Source organism: Brevibacillus borstelensis (genome assembly GCF_003710865.1).
GTDB classification, from domain to species: domain Bacteria; phylum Bacillota; class Bacilli; order Brevibacillales; family Brevibacillaceae; genus Brevibacillus; species Brevibacillus borstelensis.
The window spans coordinates 154202-170321 of the sequence record NZ_RHHO01000031.1; the positions used below are offsets into that span (position 1 = coordinate 154202).

A 16120-nucleotide genomic window follows, 5' to 3' on the forward strand; every position below is an offset into this window, starting at 1 on the left:
TTGGATTCCCCCTTATTCCCCGTATACGTGGGTAAGCGTAGATTCAGGTGTCGGATAAGGCGCCTGTTCGGCATAATCTGTAGCCTCGTCGACTTCCTTCTGAACACGGGACAGCAGCTCCTGTTCCTTGGCATCATCGAGAAGTCCTACCTCTTTCAGATAGTTGCCAAATACGAGGATCGGGTCCTTTTTCTTCGCTTCTTCCACTTCTTCCCGCGTGCGATAGGTGCGATCATCGTCATCGCTGGAATGAGGGACCAGACGGTACATGACTGCTTCGATCAGAGTCGGGCCCTGGCCGGAACGAGCTCGCTCCACCGCTTCCTTCGTGACGCGGTAGACCTCGATCGGATCATTGCCGTCGACGCTGACACCAGGGAAGCCGTAGCCGATCGCACGGTCAGCCACACTTTCGCAGCCCAACTGCTTTTTCAGCGGAACGGAAATGGCGTATTTGTTATTCTCACAGAAAAAGATGACGGGAAGCTTGTGCACACCCGCAAAGTTTGCTCCTTCGTGAAAATCCCCCTGGTTGCTGGAGCCTTCTCCGAACGAGGTGTAGACAACGTGGTCTTTCTTTTGCATTTTGCCGGCCAGTGCGATTCCGACTGCATGAGGTACCTGCGTGGTCACAGGGCTCGAGCCTGTCAGGATATTCCATTTTTTGCCACCGAAGTGACCTGGCATCTGCCGGCCGCCGCTGTTCGGGTCCTCGGCTTTGGCAAATGCGGAAAGCATGCAATCTCTTGCTGATTGACCAAATACCAGGACTAATCCGAGATCACGGTAGTAAGGACACAGGTAGTCCTTCCCTTTTTCCAGCGCAAACGCAGCGCCAACCTGTGCAGCCTCCTGCCCCTGGCAGGAAATGACGAATGGCACTTTTCCCGCCCGGTTCAACAGCCACTGACGCTCATCGATTTTGCGAGCCAGCAGCATGTAATAATACATTTCCAGCACTTGCGCGTCAGTCAAGCCTACTTCTTCATGCCGTTTGCTTGTCATGTTCGGATACCCTCCTTATCATTTTCGCTAGCTGTGAATTGCCTTTCCGTCTACTGTCAAAGCAGCCTCCATGATGGCTTCCGACAAAGTCGGATGGGGATGTATGGTATGTCCGATTTCCCATGGCGTCGCGTCCAGCACGCGTGCCAGCCCGGCCTCGGAAATCATGTCGGTGACATGCGGACCGATCATGTGCACGCCGAGCAAATCGTTTGTCTTCGCATCGGCTATGATTTTGACAAAGCCGTCGTTTTCACCGTGCACCAGCGCTTTTCCGAGCGGCTTGAAACTGAATTTGCCCACTTTTACGTCAAAGCCCTGACTGCGGGCCTCCGCCTCGGTCAAGCCGACATTCGCAACTTCGGGCCTGCCGTACGTGCATTTCGGCACCTTGGTGTAATCAAGCGGCTCGACAGCTAGACCTGCCATGTGCTCGACGGCGAGAATCCCTTCGTGCGATGCCACATGAGCGAGCTGCAGACCGCCGATCACATCGCCGATCGCGTAAATATGGGACTCGGCGGTCTGGAAGTATTCGTTCACGCTGATAAAGCCGTTTTCCACCTTGATTTCTGTCGCTTCCAGGCCGATATTTTCCACGTTGGCCTGTCTGCCAACGGACACGAGCAGTTTTTCGGCAGAAAAGCTCTGCACGCCGCCTGCGGTTTCAGCTTGAATGGCTACCTTTCCCTCTGATGTTTCCAGTGATTCCGGCAGCACCCTGGCTCCTGTCACGATGTTTATTTTCCGTTTCTTCAGCAGACGTGCCATTTCCTTGCTGATTTCCTCATCTTCGGTCGGCAAAATCCTGTCTGCGTACTCGACGACTGTGACCTCAACGCCGAAATCATTCAGCATCGAGGCCCATTCGATCCCGATGACACCACCGCCGACAATGACCACCGAAGAGGGCAGCTGCTCCCATTGCAGCGCTTCGTCGCTGGTCACAACTTGCTTTCCGTCGATCGTCAGTCCTGGAAGCGTACGGGGTCTCGAACCGGTAGCGAGAAGCAAAAAGCGCGGCACCAGCATTTCCTGTTCGCCAGACGGCGTTTCGATCCGGACTGCGCCTGCCTGCGGCGAAAAGATAGAGGGACCCATGACGCGGCCAAATCCTTCGATTACCGTAATGTTGCCTTTTTTCATCAAATACTGGATGCCTTTGTGCAATTGCTCGACGATTCCCTCTTTGCGAGCTTGAACGCGCGCAAAATCAAGGCCGATCTTTTCAGCCGTGACTCCGTATTTGTCTCCCTCTTTCAGCGTAGCAAATACTTCCGCACTTCTAAGCAGCGCCTTGGAGGGAATGCAGCCGCGATGAAGGCAGGTGCCACCCATTTTGCCCTTTTCCACGACAGCTACCTTCATTCCCAGCTGTGAGGCACGGATTGCTGCTACGTAGCCCCCCGTTCCTCCTCCCAACACGACGAGATCATATTCCTGCGACATGTTTTTCTTCCCCCTCTGATGGCAAACTGCATTGCTTGTGAACGCGCCATGACCGTCAGTGGCTTGCTGGACGATCAGTAAATGGCTGCTCATATGACTAGATCATAATAACAGGTACAAGTAGGTTATGTATACCGGAACCGCCTGCTTTGCGAGCAGGTGCGGCCCCGGAAATAAGTACTTTTTATACGATCAGCTTACCGGTGGTAAACCGATTTTCCATTTTGCAAAAAGGTGCTGCGCGATTTGGCCAGGCTGGCGATGCGTTCTTCGGCCATGCGGTCTGCCGCTTTGTAGGAAGGCACCCCGTCGCGTTCAGCGATTTCAAATACTTTCAGGATGTTGTCGTAAATCGTCTCTACCTTTTTCAGTGCGCGCTCGCGATTGTAGCCTTGCAGCTCGTCGGCTACATTGATCACGCCGCCGGCATTGATGATGTAATCGGGTGCGTAGATGATGCCCATCTCATGAATCATATCGCCATGTCTTTCTTCTTTCAACTGATTGTTGGCCGCTCCTGCAATTACTTTCGCCTTCAAAAGCGGGATCGTGTCGTCGTTGACGATGGCTCCCAGGGCGCATGGAGAGAAAATATCGCAGTCCACGCCGAAAATTTCGTCCACGCCTACTGCTTTGGCGCCAAAATCGTTGACAGCGCGGTTTACGTTTTCTTCATTGATGTCGGTAACAATCAGGTGTGCGCCTTCTTCGTGCAGATGGCGGCAGAGGTTGTAGGCTACGTTCCCCACGCCCTGAACCGCTACTACGCGGCCAGACAGGTCGTCGCTGCCATACGCGAGCTTGGCAGCGGCTTTCATCCCGCGGTACACGCCGTAGGCAGTCACAGGAGAAGGGTTGCCGCTGGAGCCAAAGGCTGGAGATACGCCTGTTACATAATCAGTCTCAAGGTGGATCATATCCATATCGGCAACAGTCGTACCTACGTCTTCGGCTGTAATGTAGCGGCCATTCAAGCCTTGAATGTAACGGCCAAAGGCACGGAACAGCTCTTCGCTCTTGTCTTTGCGCGGATCGCCGATGATGACCGCTTTTCCGCCGCCGATGTTCAGGCCGGCTCCGGCATTTTTATAGGTCATGCCGCGAGCCAAGCGGAGCACGTCGATAATCGCTTCCTCTTCCGTTTTGTACGGCCACATGCGGGTGCCGCCCAATGCAGGCCCCAATGTTGTATCGTGAATGCAGATGATTGCTTTCAGTCCGGAATTCTCATCCTGGCAAAAAACAAGCTGTTCGTAGTCGTACTTTTGCATGTAGTCAAAGATGTTCATGAAGAAACCTCCCTAGTTTGTTCATTTGCGTCGATCGTGCTGCTTGTCTGAGGTCTCCTATTGGAGAATTTCCCAGCAATGTACCACGTTGCAATTATCGTGCCAAAAAATCCCCAGTTTGAAAGCGCTTCATTTTTCTACAGTTGTTTTTTGGGCCTGCCCTCTATTCTGCACATTTTTGCAGGATCAAGCAATGTTTTGCATGCAAAAAATTGCAGTTATGTCTCTGTTCAGCCCGATTGCTCACAATTTGATCACGGATATTCGCCTGCACTTATTGTTCATTACGGCTGTTCATCAGATATGCCGCACTTGTCCAGCTTGTAGTAAAGACTGCGGATCGAAATCCCGAGCCTCTTCGCCGCCAGCGTCCGGTTTCCCTTTGCTGCGGCAAGCTCTCGCAAAATATGTGCCCGCTCCGCTTCATCCATCGCTTCCTTCAATGTCTTGCCGGAAGCCTGTTCCATCTGCAAATGCGGTGTCAAAGCGGCGGACTGTACGCTCCTTCTCTCCAAGGGGGGCAAGTGCTCTGGCAGAATGACTCGCTCGCCGAACTTCATGTGGATCATGGCCCGCCCCAGCACATTTTCCAGCTCCCTGACGTTGCCCGGCCACTGGTAGGCAAGCAGCATTTGCAAAGTGCCTGCCGCGATGTCCTCCACATTTCTTCCGTATTCCTGGTTGTATTTTCGCACCAGATGCTTGGCCAGCGGCTGGATGTCCTCCAATCGCTGACGGAGCGGCGGTATGTAAATGGGGACGACATGAAGCCGGTAGTACAAATCCTCGCGAAAACGGCCGGACGAAATCGCAGATTCCAAATTGACATGTGTAGCCGCGATGACCCTCACATCGATTTCAACCGCCTTCGTACCACCAACCCTGACTACTTCCCGCTCCTGGAGAACGCGCAACAGCTTTACCTGCATGCTCATCGACAGCTCGCCGATCTCATCAAGGAAAATGGTCCCGCCGCTGGCCTCCTCGAACAATCCGCGCTTGCCGCCTCGTTTGGCTCCGGTAAATGCGCCCTCTTCGTATCCGAACAGCTCGCTTTCCAAAAGATTCTCGGAAATGGCTGCGCAGTTGACGCGAATAAACTGTTTATACTTGCGGCTGCTCGCATTGTGGATGGCGTGGGCAAACAGCTCCTTTCCCGTGCCGGATTCGCCGCGCAGCAGCACTGTGGCAGGTGTCAATGCCGCTTTTTGCGCTTGCTCGAGCGCCGCCTGCATCGGCTCGCTGTACCCGATGATGTCTTCAAAGCTGTACTTCGCTTCCAGCGTCCTGATGATCCGGTGGGCCGTCTCCAGTTCTTCGGTCAAACGCTTAATCTCCGAGACGTCATGGATGACCCCGACGCTTCCCTTTAATTCTCCGTCTACCATGACTGGAGCGACGTTTACCACCACGTCTCTGCTCTTCGGTCCCAGCTTCATATGTACGCCGCGCACAGGCTTCTTTGTTTTCAGCACCTGCATGTGCATGCTGTCGCCTTCGGAAATGTCGACAGTGGCTGGCTTGCCGATCACGTCCTGATGAGTCAAACCGGTAATCCGCGTGTACGCCGGGTTGATCAAAAGGCCGTTTCCTTTTGCATCCACAACGGAAATGGCCTCATCCGAAGAATTGATGATCGCCTGAAGCATGCTTTTCAATTCCTTCAGATCGGTTACTTCCTCGGCCAGCGCCATGATATCGGTAATATCCCGGAAGATCGCGACTGCTCCCGCCACCTCGCCCCGTTCGTTTCGAACAGGTACCCGGTTGGTAATGATCCGCGTCTGATTCGGCAGGATCTGCTCCTGGTTCAACTCTGGCTGTCCCGTCTCTAATACAATATGTAATCGGGTATTGGGTATGCGCTCGGAAACTGCCGTTCCCAATACAGCGTGGGCTTCAATGCCCATCAGGCGTTCTGCCGCTCTGTTGAAAAGAGTGACGATCCCTTCCCTGTTGACCGCGATGATCGCGTCATGGGTAGAGTTCAGCATGATTTCCCGCTCGCGCTGGTTTTGCGTCAAGGCTGCAATCAATTCGTCCCGTTCACTTATCAATTTCATGATGATTGCTGTAAATGTTCCGGGGATTAACACCGTTTTTTCCTGTTTGAGACGCAAAATTTCTTCGAATGCCGCAGAGTCTCCGGTCGCCTCCAGTATCACGTCGATGTCGCTCGACAAATACGGACGAAAGTCAGTTCCCACTTCAATTCCCAAAGAGCGGGCGAGGACAAGTCCTGGCGCATCCGCCCGCTCATCCACGACGGCCACGATTTTCATCCGCTCCATATTGCTAAGCATTTTCAAGAGCGCTGTTCCTCCCTGGCCGGCTCCAACGATGAGCAGCTTGTGCATGCAAACAATCCCTCTTTCCAGTGAATCAAACTGTTTCCATTGTAACTCAACCCGGCTGGAATGCACAGGAGATGTTGGACAAGGAGCTACCCATCCGATATGATGGGAAGGTAGCATGATGGAAAGGGGAGAAACACCCTTGATCGGTCAGAAACTGGTAGCTCTGTTGATCATGGTCGTCCCGGCACTGATCGCCATGTTTGGGATAAAGCTCATCCGCGATGCATTTTTCTACTCGGTATCATCGGAGACCGGATTTCTCTGGGGACAGTTCGTCTTGGGCGTGTTGTTGTTTGTCGTTCCGGTCCTTTTCATCGCCGGCTTTGTCCTGCATCACGACCGCAAGCGCAACCGCGTCCAACCCCGGTTTATGAAGCGCGAGCCGGAAGAAGATTAGGATATGATCGAGCAACAGACCAAACGTCAGAAACCGGGTATGCTTCCCGGTTTTTTTATTTTGTCTCCGCAGATCTTCCCCACTCATCCAATCGATTGAGCCAGCGCGTGTTTTCGATCACCCGGGAAAACGAAACGAACTCGGCCAAAAGGTGCAGCCCTGCGAAAAATAGCAAAAGCGCCAGCTGTCCACCGAACGGAACGCTTGTCACGAGCGCAAAGCCCGCAACAAACCCGAGATAATTGGCTCCCGTGTCCCCTTGCATCAAGCAAGCCTGTGCATCGTACGGAAACAAGAGGACACTTGCGGTCAAGACCGGCAATATCCAAATCCAGCAAGCTGCAGCAGCCGCGGACATCGGCATGCACAAGGCAGCTGCGGCGATCAAAAGCCAAAACACCTTAATCGCCCGGGCTGGCCTGACGTCAAACAGGTTTAACAGGTTGGGGGAAAGCGCCAAAAGACCGGTTCCGACGATAATCCCCGGTATGCCGGTAAAAAGGAACAGGCTGACGGCCAAAGCGGTCCCGCCTCCCCCGAATGCCTTCCACATGCCGCTCGTCATTCGCCGTTCCCGCCAGAGAACCCCCAGATGCCCGCGAAAGCCTTTCGGCGCTTTATCTGCCGAACGGTCGTCAAGCCAGCCGCATAATGCCACGGCGAGAGATCCGAAGAAAAGCAGCAGCCCGGATTCAAGCATTTGGTAGCTCCAGCCCGAAGCCGCTCCCCAGGCCAACAGGGCAAATTGGATCAATCCCGCGTACCCAGCCAGTATCACTCCTCCAGCCGTAACCACTTGTTCGCCTCTGTAGTTGGTTCTGGTGATAGCGGCATTATGCAGCTTTTCCCATGCGGCGCGAAAATAGAACCGGTGCAACAAAAAAGGCCCTGCCACTCCCAGGACCCAGGCGCTCGTCAGGTTCGCGTCCAACGCACTCCCTCCCACCATTTTCTCCCCAATGCCTTCCCGATTTCAACGAATTCCTTTCCCCGATGCCGATAGCCTGTCCAATCATTTTCCGTCTGCCGGTGCGTAAAAGGTACAGGAACTTCGGTCAAGCGGTACCCGCGGCGGAGCGCTTCGATGGTCAGTCCCACTTCGATTCCAAAGCCTCCTTCCAATTGACCAATGCGTTCCAGCACCTGTCGTTTCACTGCCCGTTGACCGGATAGCGGCGCCTCCGAAGAAAATCCGGTGAGTGCCCGTATCCCCCCTCGGGCCAATCCCTTTGCCAGGCCCAAGCCGACCTTCCGCCGCAGCGCCGGCAGCACGGCGATAGCCATGTCGCATTCATCGTTTATGACCGGGGCAAGCAGCAGGTTGGCTTCCCCCGCGCTCTCTTTCAAATCTCCGTCCAAAAACAAAAGCACCTCGCCGCTGGACTGTCTCCAGCCGGTTTGCAGAGCCGCCCCTTTTCCCAGATTGACCGGATGCCGGATGACGCGGTCTGCCCACTCCTCGGCCAGTAACGCAGTCTGATCCGCGCTCCCGTCATCGACAACGATCACCTCGTCGCAAACAAGGCGCTGCCGTATCGCCGCCAGAGTCGGGACAATCCACTCTGCCTCATTGTAAGCCGGGACGATGACACTAACTCTTTTCACGTTCCACTCTCATCTCCGCCATCAGTTTTTGCACCCGATCCAACAGCCCCCATTGCTGGGAGAAGGTCTCTGGCACCTTGTCCACAAATAACCAGCGGCATTCGCCCGGAAGCTGTTCCAACCAGTCTGGCTTCGTTTTCCCCAGCGCGAGAATCGGTCCATCCAACGGAACACTGCCTTGACCGTACGGAACGATCTCAACGCCGACCTGCTCAAACAACCGCAGTAGTCTCCCGATTTGGAGCTCCGGGGACTGCCAGACATACACCTTGTTGCCCTGCATGGCGTCAGCGTAACGGACTGCCATCAGATGGGCAGCCTCTTCATTGTTTCGCTCCATCTCGATCAAAAGCCGATTTAACTGCTGCTTCAGTTCATTGTTGCTTTTGAGAGCCTGGCTATACCTCGTCTCCATTTTGCTGAGCACAGCCTGCTCCTCGACGGAAAACCACGAGTGGCCTGTCATTCCTCCGAGCAAAATGCCAATCCCGAGACTAAAGAATACGGCCACAAGCGAAATCAGGTGATGACGAAAAGGAATCATGCCTACCCTCCTAAAAATGCCCAGCTCCTCCACTGCATCCACCACAACTGCATGACATGCCGGGTGATGGGATGAAGCGAGAGAACCGCCATGACCGGCACGAGTGTGGCCGCTACCAGCCACCCGGTCCAATTCCATGACCAGCGCGGCTGATACAATTGGCTGACGCCTTTGGCATCGATCAGCCTGGAACCGATTTTGGTCCTTACCAGCAGCGTGCTCGCCATGCCCTTTCTCCCTTTTTCGAGAAAATCGATCATCGTGGAATGTGTACCGATCGTAACAATCAATTTGGCTTTTTCCTCAAAGGCGAGCAGCATGGCAATGTCTTCGCTCGTCCCCGGCGCGGGCAGCAAATGGCAGCTGATCCCCAGCCTCTCCACTCTTGCCTTCCCGGGAGCCTGCCCGTCTTGAAAAGCGTGCACGACTATCTCTGCACCTGACAGCAATGCTTGATCTGTGACACTATCCATATCCCCTACGATCATATCGGGGATGTAGCCGTTTTCCAGCAAAGCATCCGCTCCCCCGTCCACCGCAATCAAAACAGGATTGTAATCGCGAATGTAAGAGGAAAGCATCCGCAAATCTTCCCGATAATGCCGGCCTCTGACGACCACGACGACATGGCGGTCAGAAAGCCTCGTACGCAGCGGGAGTTTTTTCAGCGGGCGCAAAAACCACTCTTTTTCTGCACTCGCGTATCTCAACGTATTGTCGATAAAAGCGGACAGGACGTCATTCAATCGCTCATTTGCTTCTTGCCATCGCTGGCCGATCTCCTTTGTGGTCAGCCGTCTCAGCTCAGCTTGACGAAACCAGCCCTTGTCAGAGCAAACCCACAGTTGTTCTTTCCATACAGCCCCGGGTCTGCCATCTGCTTGATCCAATATGCTTTTGTCTGCGCTGGCTGTTTCATAGAGAGGGATGCCAGCCTCCAACAGGCGTCTGGCGCCTTCAGCCGGGTATGTCCCTGTCAAAAACGGTGAGAGGTTTATGACGGCTCGCACATTCGCTCTCACAAGTGCCAGAGCGGCAATCTCATCCATATCCGGGTGATCGACGACAGCAATGTCTGAAGGATTGATCCGGTTGCAAAGGTTCTTCGTTTTCCGGTCTGCCGCAATCTTCCCGACGTATGAAAACCTGTGAGGCCATCGCTGCTTGCCCACCTGTCCCACCTCCATCCTTATTATGCGAAAAATGGAGGATGGCCATGCAGGTTTTTCCAGAAAATGAAAAAGAGACTGTGCGAGCATGCGCACAGTCTCTTGAACATATGTATCCTCCGGCTTTACGCGCCTTTCGTTGCAAAGTAAATGATCAAGCCATCTGCAAAGAGGAATACGGCGAGGGCAATGATTCCAAAGCCAACCGCGAATTTATTTTTCGCCCGGATCGAACGGAAAACACCCATCGCGATGAAGAACGTGAACACGAACATGAGAAAATCAAACAGAGTTACTTTCATGAACTACACAACTCCTTTGGCAAAAAGTAAAACGTACGGGAAGAGAATAGCACCTTCATTATATAGAATACCCCAGACGTATACAAGTCGAATCAGGAATTGTGACAGACGATTTCACAATTATGCCATTTATCCCTTTACTCCCCTCCAAATGGTCCAGCGATCCTGTTCGACGATCGGCAGCAGACCGCCCAGCTTCTCTTTGACGAAGGAGATGAGCTTTTCCAGTTCGTCATCATTCAGCTCGTGGAGGATCGAGCGTCCAGTCCTTTTTCGAAGATCGCTTTCCAGCTCCGTCCAAGTGCTGTATCTCTTCCGAATCTCCCACATCTGGCTTGTATGTACAGAGAAGAAGCCCGCATTTTTCAAAGCTGCTTGCACCTCGGTCAAAGACGGGCGGCGCTTTTCCTCCTTCTGCAGCAGACGGGGAAACGCTTCAAAGAAATACCCTCGCAAATGCTCTGTCGACCCGGGGACGGATACATCATCCATCGTCCGATCCTGAATGATGCACATCCCCCCCGGCGCCAAAATCCGGTTCACCTCCGCCACAAAGCTGTCTACACTGTCCAGGTGGTGGATCAAGGCACGGGCGAAGACAATATCTGCACAGCCGGCGGCAAGACCAGTCTGACAAGCATCCCCCCAATGAAAGGAGACTTGAGGCAAATAAGCGGTGTTCTCCCGTGCGGTTTCCAGCATGACTTGAGAAAAGTCGACTCCCATGACGCGCTCTGCTCCCAGCTCAGCCCAGCCTGCCGTATAAATGCCGCCGCCACAACCGATATCGATCACGTTCTTGCCGACAGGGTTGACGATTTCCGCCATCGCTTTCAGCCAGCCTTTGTCGGCTGAACGGCCGATATACGAGCTTCGATTTTCGGATGCATGGAAATCAATGCTCATTCTGTCGTCACCTCCATAAACTCCAGCCTGTTGCCGAAGGGATCATCTGCAAAAAAGCGAATGACACCCGGAATTTCTTCTCCCTGCTTTATCGTCACCCCCGCCTCGAGCAAACGATGGCGCAATCCCTCGATATTTTTTACAAGGAAGGCCGGATGCGCTTTTTTCGCTGGGGTGAACCCCTCCTCTACCCCGATGTGAATGGTCTGCGGCCCGCATTGAAACCAGACCCCTCCCCGTTTGCGCAGTGCTTCCGGCTTGGGCACCTCTTTCATTCCCAATATCCCGCTGAAAAAGCTTCGCGCCTCTTCCTCACATCCGACCGGCGCTGCCAATTGTACATGATCCAATCCCAACCATGTGTGCATCTCGCATCTCTCCTCGTTTTTCCTTAGACTTCCTTTTTGCAGACTGCCATCCATTCATCGATCTCATGCCCGGCTACGCGCCCATCGATTAACGTCACACCCATATAGTCGTGAATGTCCTTGGAAGCATGTATGAGCAACTGTTCAACGGCTTTTTCCTGCTCCCGCGATTCAGACGTCCGTGCTACCCACTCGGGGAAGGAAAACCGTTTTTTTCGCTGCCGCTCCCTTTGGACCGACAGACCTGCTTGTTCCACCAGGCTGATCCATTCCGTGCGGGAGAGACAGCGGACGTGACTCGGGTCTCGCATCGCCTCAAAACGGTTGATGAAGCTGCTTATTTCCTCTGAATCGGGAACGATATTATCTATGAAGACAAACACGCCGCCGGGTCGAAGTACACGTGCTGCCTCCTGGACAAAAGCTCCCGGGTTGGGAAAGTGATGGGCGGCAATTCGGCACAAGACAGCGTCAAAGGAGTCCGCGAGAAAAGGCAGGCGTTCGGCGTCAGCCACCGTATAGCCGATGTTTCTCAACCCCGCTGCTTGATGAGCCGCCCTCGCTGCTTCCAGCATCGGTCCAGTCAGATCGGTAGCAACTACCCATTTGCAGTGAGGAGCCAATGTCTTGGCTACATGTCCTCCCCCAGTCGCGACATCCAGCACCACCCATTCCGGTTGAGGCTGCGTCCATTCGATGATGAGCGGAAGATCCTCCCCTTTTGCGTGCGTCTCGCTCGTCACATAGGCATTGGCGTTTTTGCCGAACTGCTCTTGGACTTGTCGCTTGATTTTCGCTTCTTTCTCCACGAAGACCACCTCCTGCATCCATAATATTCCCTTTTTTCAGCCATTTGTTATAGAATATCGATAGCAGGTTATCGAGAAATCAGATAACCAATCATTCTGCGGGAGGAAGCCGTATGGATCTGGACAGTCTGGAGATTTTTTTGGCAATTGCCCGGCACGGCTCGCTGAATCGAGCAGCCCACGCACTCTTTTTGGCGCAGTCTACGGTAACGCACAGGCTGAAGCAATTGGAGAGACAGGTAGGAACTCCCTTGTTCACCCGTACAAGCACCGGGGTAAGCCTGACAGCTGAAGGACGACGCCTGTTGCCTGTTGCCGCGACCGTAGTGGAACAGCTTCGCGCCTTTTCGACTCATCGCGAAGAACGTCAGTCCCTCACCGTAGTTGCCGGAAAAGCGTTTGCCTCCTACGAACTGCCCCGCCTGCTCGGGCAGTATCGCAAGGAGCATCCGCATTTTACCTGCTACGTCCGCTCTACCCTCTACGAGGAATCCATCTCTTCCCTGTTGACTGGTACGGCAGACATCGCCTTCCTCGGCCACGAAGTCTACCATCCCCACATACACCAGGAATTTTTGCCGAGCGATCGCGTCATGCTGGTCACCTCACCCGAACATCCATGGGCGGACACATTTCCCGGATTTGGGCGCTGGGGTTCGGAGCCCGTCATCGCATTTGGCAGTCAAAGCGCTCCTTTTCGCCAGCGCGTCGATCGGTTCCTCGCTCAGCATGGCGTCTTTCCCAATGTGATTATGGAGCTGGACAGCTTTAGCGCCGTCATCAAAATGGTGCAGCAGCAGTTGGGCGTGACGATGCTTCCCGAGCGGACGGTTCAGGATGAGGTGCGTGCAGGCAGACTTGCTGCACTCGATATCTCTCACGGCGAATTTACCCGCCCCACGCTAATTGCTTATCTGCATGCAAAAAAAGAGGACGAGGCATTCATGCCATTCGTCCAATGGATCAAGCAAGTCTATTAAACAAGAGTGAGTACAGTAATTTCCGGCCGGCAGAAAAGTCTTACCGGCAATATCGTCGTACCGATTCCCCGATTGATATACACCGGCAGCTTGCCATCTCCCGCGTGTTGCAGTCCCTGCACAAATTTTTGTCCCATGGGGGGCGTAATGACATGTCCCAGGAGCGGCAGCCTCACCTGCCCGCCATGGCTGTGGCCGGAAAGCTGCAGGGCAAAAGGGTGCTTGGCTGCTTCTTCCGCGAAATCAGGCTCGTGGACGAGCAAAATCACCGTATCTCCCTCAGCTATTCCGTCCAGAGCCTTCCGCGGATCGGGAACGCCGTGCAGCACGTTGTCCATCCCCGCTACAAAAAGTGCGTCGCCTTCTTTTTGTAGCTTGATGTGCTCATTGATCAGAACCGAAAATCCTGAATCCAGAAGAGCTTGACGGACGATTCCCTGTTCTCCGTATCGCCAATCGTGATTTCCGAGAACAGCAAATTTGCCGAGAGGCGCGTGCAGCCGAGCCAGGATCGGGATCGCGGAAGACAGCAATCTAGTGCTTTTGTCTACCAAATCTCCGGTAAAACAGATCAGATCCGGCTGTTGTTCATTAATCCGGTCAACAACCTTTTCAAGTTCTTCAACGCCCAGGTAGTGTCCCAAATGCAAATCGCTGAAATGAACGATACGCACGCCCTTCCATTGCTCCGGAAGATCCGGAATGGCAACCGGTTGACTGACTACCTCGAGCCTGTGTCTCTCTACACCATAGGCGTAACCTGTCGTCGCTATTCCCAGCCCAATTGCCCCAAAAAACCAGCGTGCCGCTTTTTGCATAAAGGTTCTGCGCGTAACATGCGAAGCGTTGGAATTACTTAACCGGGGTTGCCAGTTCATATCCATCTACTACCCGATCCAGTCTGCCTGTAACCGGATCGATCAAGAGGCCGTGAACCGGAACCTCTTTTGGCAGCAGCGGATGGTTTTTAATCACTTCCACACTTTGTTTCACACTATCCTCCACGTGGTCAAAGCCGCGCAGCCAGGAGTGCAGGCGGAAGCCAGAATGTTTGATGATATTGAAGGTTTCCTCTGTGATCCCTCTTGCTTTCATTTTCGCCATCATATTGTCGGCATTGATCACGCTCATCCCGCAATCGTAGTGACCTACCACGACCACTTCTTCAGCGTTCAGCTCGTAGATCGCAACCAAAATACTCCGCATGATACTGCCGAACGGATGAGAAACGACAGCTCCCGCACTTTTTACGTGCTTGAAATCGCCGTTTCGCAAATTCATTGCCTTTGGAAGCAATTCTTCCAGCCGGGTATCCATGCAGGACAGCACGACTAATCGCTTGTCAGGGAATTTCGTTGTCTGATATTTCTCGTATTCCTTGTTCTCGATAAATGCCCGGTTATGCGCCAGAATTTCGTCAATGATGTTCACTGGTCGGCACCTGCCTTTCCCGTTTTTCTCATTTTTATTTTACATGGTTCTTCCCGGTGTGCAACCGTATTGCATATTCATCCCGATTGCTCGAAGGATATTCCCTTTTCATTCTTCATTCGTTCAGCCGTTTTTTTGCACGATCGCCATCTGCTGTAAGAAAATCACTTTCATTCATGATGAAGTCGTTTGTATCAATTTCTTATAATCGTTGTACGGATAACGAGCCAATCTGAGAGCGTATTCATACGCTTCCACGTCCGGCATTTTCAATGCTTTTGCGGTGGCAAGCGCTTTTTCGATGTCGTAGGCAACTCTTCTGAGTTGAACGGCAATGTCCCTTTTGTTAAAGTCCACAATGGCGTAGCTTGCTCGATTATCGCCATCAAACGGCAGGCCGACACTCCCGCAATTGACGATCAATCTTCCCTTTCCCTGACGCGCATACGCATGGTGTACATGTCCAAACAGGACAAGCCTGGTATGCTCACTCCGGTTTAATATGTCCATTTCATCCAGGCTTGCCCACGGATAGACGACATTGACCAGCGAATCGGGTCCAGCATGATACATCTCCGTAGGGACGTCTTCAAATGTCCAGGCTCGCTCCACAGGAAGGTTTGCCAACCATTCCTGATCATCGTGCGCAATCCGTTTACAGTCGTACTCGTAGGCCCGCAAGACCAGCTCTTCCTTGTCGTTGCTTGGGACCCACCCAGGTGCTGGGAATCGGGTAAACATATCGTCGTAATTTCCGCGAATAACGGCTAGAGGCTCCAATGACCTTACCATGTGTATACATTCGCTTGGCTGAGGTCCCCGCATGACGATATCTCCGAGAAATACGATGGCATCGGGGCTTTGACTGTTTAAGTCTTGGATAACGGCTTCAAAAGCAATTGCATTTCCATGTGTATCTGACAGGACAGCCAGTCTCATGTGGAACCTCCAGAAAGTGGGATAGTCTTGGCTTACGCCTTTACTCTCATCCTCCAGAACAGTAAATCTTAAGATTTGGATCGACACGATACACAATGTGTTATATTGGGATTGCGCGGACCATTTACACTGTGAAGGAGAATCTACTGTGCTTATTGAAGAACGTTTTAGCGATTTATCAAAAATATTGCTAAAGGTTTGGTCGATTGAATCTAGTTCAAAATGGTCCTCCCAAAACCCTGCCAATGGACAATGTGGAGTAACTGCACTGGTTGTAAACGATCTTTTTGGTGGAGAAATCTTGAAAACGAAAACCCCTGAAGGATGGCATTATTACAACAAAATTGACGGAATACGTTGTGATTTTACAGAATCTCAACTTTCTGAAATACCTCACCACCAAGACATTCCTTCCAATCGAGAGGAAGCTTTCAGTGATACCAATGATAAACAGTACAGCTATTTAAAAACACAGGTACTTGAAAAACTTAATCGCTGAAAACTGGTTTATCATAGTAAGCAGTTGGTAAATACAAACTTTTCTACTTGTTTTTTCTTGGTTCTGTCTTT

The 16120-nt window shown here is 52.8% G+C and carries 18 protein-coding genes; 3 read left to right on the forward strand and 15 right to left on the reverse strand.

Features of this window, described 5'->3' with window-relative positions; genetic code table 11:
* Window positions 1-12 precede the first annotated feature (12 nt).
* From EDM54_RS15200 to EDM54_RS15215, 4 genes are all read right to left on the reverse strand, one after another.
* The gene (locus tag EDM54_RS15200) at window positions 13-1005 is read right to left on the reverse strand and encodes a thiamine pyrophosphate-dependent dehydrogenase E1 component subunit alpha (RefSeq protein WP_003387221.1); all 993 of its coding nucleotides are present in this window, start codon (window positions 1003-1005) and stop codon (window positions 13-15) included.
* 27 nt (window positions 1006-1032) lie between these two features.
* On the reverse strand, window positions 1033-2454 hold the full coding sequence (lpdA, locus tag EDM54_RS15205) for a dihydrolipoyl dehydrogenase (protein WP_122958419.1): 1422 nt from the start codon (window positions 2452-2454) through the stop codon (window positions 1033-1035).
* A 197-nt stretch (window positions 2455-2651) separates the two neighbouring features.
* Complete coding sequence (locus EDM54_RS15210) at window positions 2652-3743, reverse strand: Glu/Leu/Phe/Val dehydrogenase dimerization domain-containing protein (protein WP_003387224.1); 1092 nt, start codon at window positions 3741-3743, stop codon at window positions 2652-2654.
* 284 nt (window positions 3744-4027) lie between these two features.
* Complete coding sequence (locus tag EDM54_RS15215; RefSeq protein ID WP_003387225.1) at window positions 4028-6100, reverse strand: sigma-54 interaction domain-containing protein; 2073 nt, start codon at window positions 6098-6100, stop codon at window positions 4028-4030.
* Between the two features lie 118 nt (window positions 6101-6218).
* On the opposite strand from EDM54_RS15215, the gene EDM54_RS15220 reads away from it, so the two are divergent.
* A complete protein-coding gene (locus tag EDM54_RS15220) occupies window positions 6219-6497 on the forward strand; it encodes a DUF2627 domain-containing protein (protein ID WP_003387226.1) in 279 nt (92 codons plus the stop codon).
* 55 nt (window positions 6498-6552) lie between these two features.
* Here the strand turns inward: EDM54_RS15220 and EDM54_RS15225 are convergent, their stop codons facing one another.
* The 8 genes from EDM54_RS15225 to EDM54_RS15260 all read right to left on the reverse strand — a co-directional run bounded on the left by EDM54_RS15225 (window position 6553) and on the right by EDM54_RS15260 (window position 12200).
* Window positions 6553-7428, reverse strand: a complete 876-nt coding sequence (locus tag EDM54_RS15225) for a hypothetical protein (protein ID WP_003387227.1) — start codon at window positions 7426-7428, stop codon at window positions 6553-6555.
* Complete coding sequence (locus EDM54_RS15230; RefSeq protein ID WP_031931812.1) at window positions 7413-8102, reverse strand: glycosyltransferase family 2 protein; 690 nt, start codon at window positions 8100-8102, stop codon at window positions 7413-7415. The genes EDM54_RS15225 and EDM54_RS15230 overlap by 16 nt, the downstream gene beginning before the upstream one ends.
* Window positions 8089-8646, reverse strand: a complete 558-nt coding sequence (locus tag EDM54_RS15235; protein WP_003387229.1) for a copper transporter — start codon at window positions 8644-8646, stop codon at window positions 8089-8091. Before EDM54_RS15235 ends, EDM54_RS15230 begins: the two co-directional genes overlap by 14 nt.
* Before the next feature lie 2 nt (window positions 8647-8648).
* Complete coding sequence (gene steA / locus EDM54_RS15240) at window positions 8649-9818, reverse strand: putative cytokinetic ring protein SteA (RefSeq protein ID WP_031931811.1); 1170 nt, start codon at window positions 9816-9818, stop codon at window positions 8649-8651.
* 122 nt (window positions 9819-9940) lie between these two features.
* The gene (locus tag EDM54_RS15245) at window positions 9941-10117 is read right to left on the reverse strand and encodes a DUF2759 family protein (RefSeq protein ID WP_081607723.1); all 177 of its coding nucleotides are present in this window, start codon (window positions 10115-10117) and stop codon (window positions 9941-9943) included.
* Window positions 10118-10246: 129 nt separating this feature from the next.
* Window positions 10247-11023: a class I SAM-dependent methyltransferase gene (locus tag EDM54_RS15250; protein ID WP_003387233.1), complete on the reverse strand. Its 777-nt coding sequence runs from the start codon at window positions 11021-11023 to the stop codon at window positions 10247-10249.
* The gene (locus EDM54_RS15255; protein ID WP_003387234.1) at window positions 11020-11391 is read right to left on the reverse strand and encodes a VOC family protein; all 372 of its coding nucleotides are present in this window, start codon (window positions 11389-11391) and stop codon (window positions 11020-11022) included. Before EDM54_RS15255 ends, EDM54_RS15250 begins: the two co-directional genes overlap by 4 nt.
* Before the next feature lie 23 nt (window positions 11392-11414).
* The gene (locus tag EDM54_RS15260; RefSeq protein WP_024984910.1) at window positions 11415-12200 is read right to left on the reverse strand and encodes a class I SAM-dependent methyltransferase; all 786 of its coding nucleotides are present in this window, start codon (window positions 12198-12200) and stop codon (window positions 11415-11417) included.
* Window positions 12201-12313: 113 nt separating this feature from the next.
* On the opposite strand from EDM54_RS15260, the gene EDM54_RS15265 reads away from it, so the two are divergent.
* Complete coding sequence (locus EDM54_RS15265) at window positions 12314-13180, forward strand: LysR family transcriptional regulator (RefSeq protein ID WP_031931810.1); 867 nt, start codon at window positions 12314-12316, stop codon at window positions 13178-13180.
* Here EDM54_RS15265 and EDM54_RS15270 read toward each other — a convergent pair.
* The 3 genes from EDM54_RS15270 to EDM54_RS15280 all read right to left on the reverse strand — a co-directional run bounded on the left by EDM54_RS15270 (window position 13177) and on the right by EDM54_RS15280 (window position 15550).
* The gene (locus EDM54_RS15270; RefSeq protein ID WP_031931809.1) at window positions 13177-14058 is read right to left on the reverse strand and encodes a metallophosphoesterase; all 882 of its coding nucleotides are present in this window, start codon (window positions 14056-14058) and stop codon (window positions 13177-13179) included. The two genes, EDM54_RS15265 and EDM54_RS15270, sit on opposite strands and share 4 nt — an antisense overlap.
* Window positions 14033-14611 (reverse strand): beta-class carbonic anhydrase, encoded by a 579-nt coding sequence (locus EDM54_RS15275; RefSeq protein WP_003387239.1) that lies wholly within the window; start codon window positions 14609-14611, stop codon window positions 14033-14035. Before EDM54_RS15275 ends, EDM54_RS15270 begins: the two co-directional genes overlap by 26 nt.
* 174 nt (window positions 14612-14785) lie before the next feature.
* Window positions 14786-15550, reverse strand: coding sequence for a metallophosphoesterase family protein (locus tag EDM54_RS15280; protein WP_122958420.1), 765 nt, complete (start codon window positions 15548-15550; stop codon window positions 14786-14788).
* A gap of 148 nt (window positions 15551-15698) precedes the next feature.
* On the opposite strand from EDM54_RS15280, the gene EDM54_RS15285 reads away from it, so the two are divergent.
* Entirely contained in the window at window positions 15699-16049 is a 351-nt protein-coding gene (locus tag EDM54_RS15285; protein WP_031931807.1) for a YunG family protein, read from the forward strand.
* Window positions 16050-16120 lie beyond the last annotated feature (71 nt).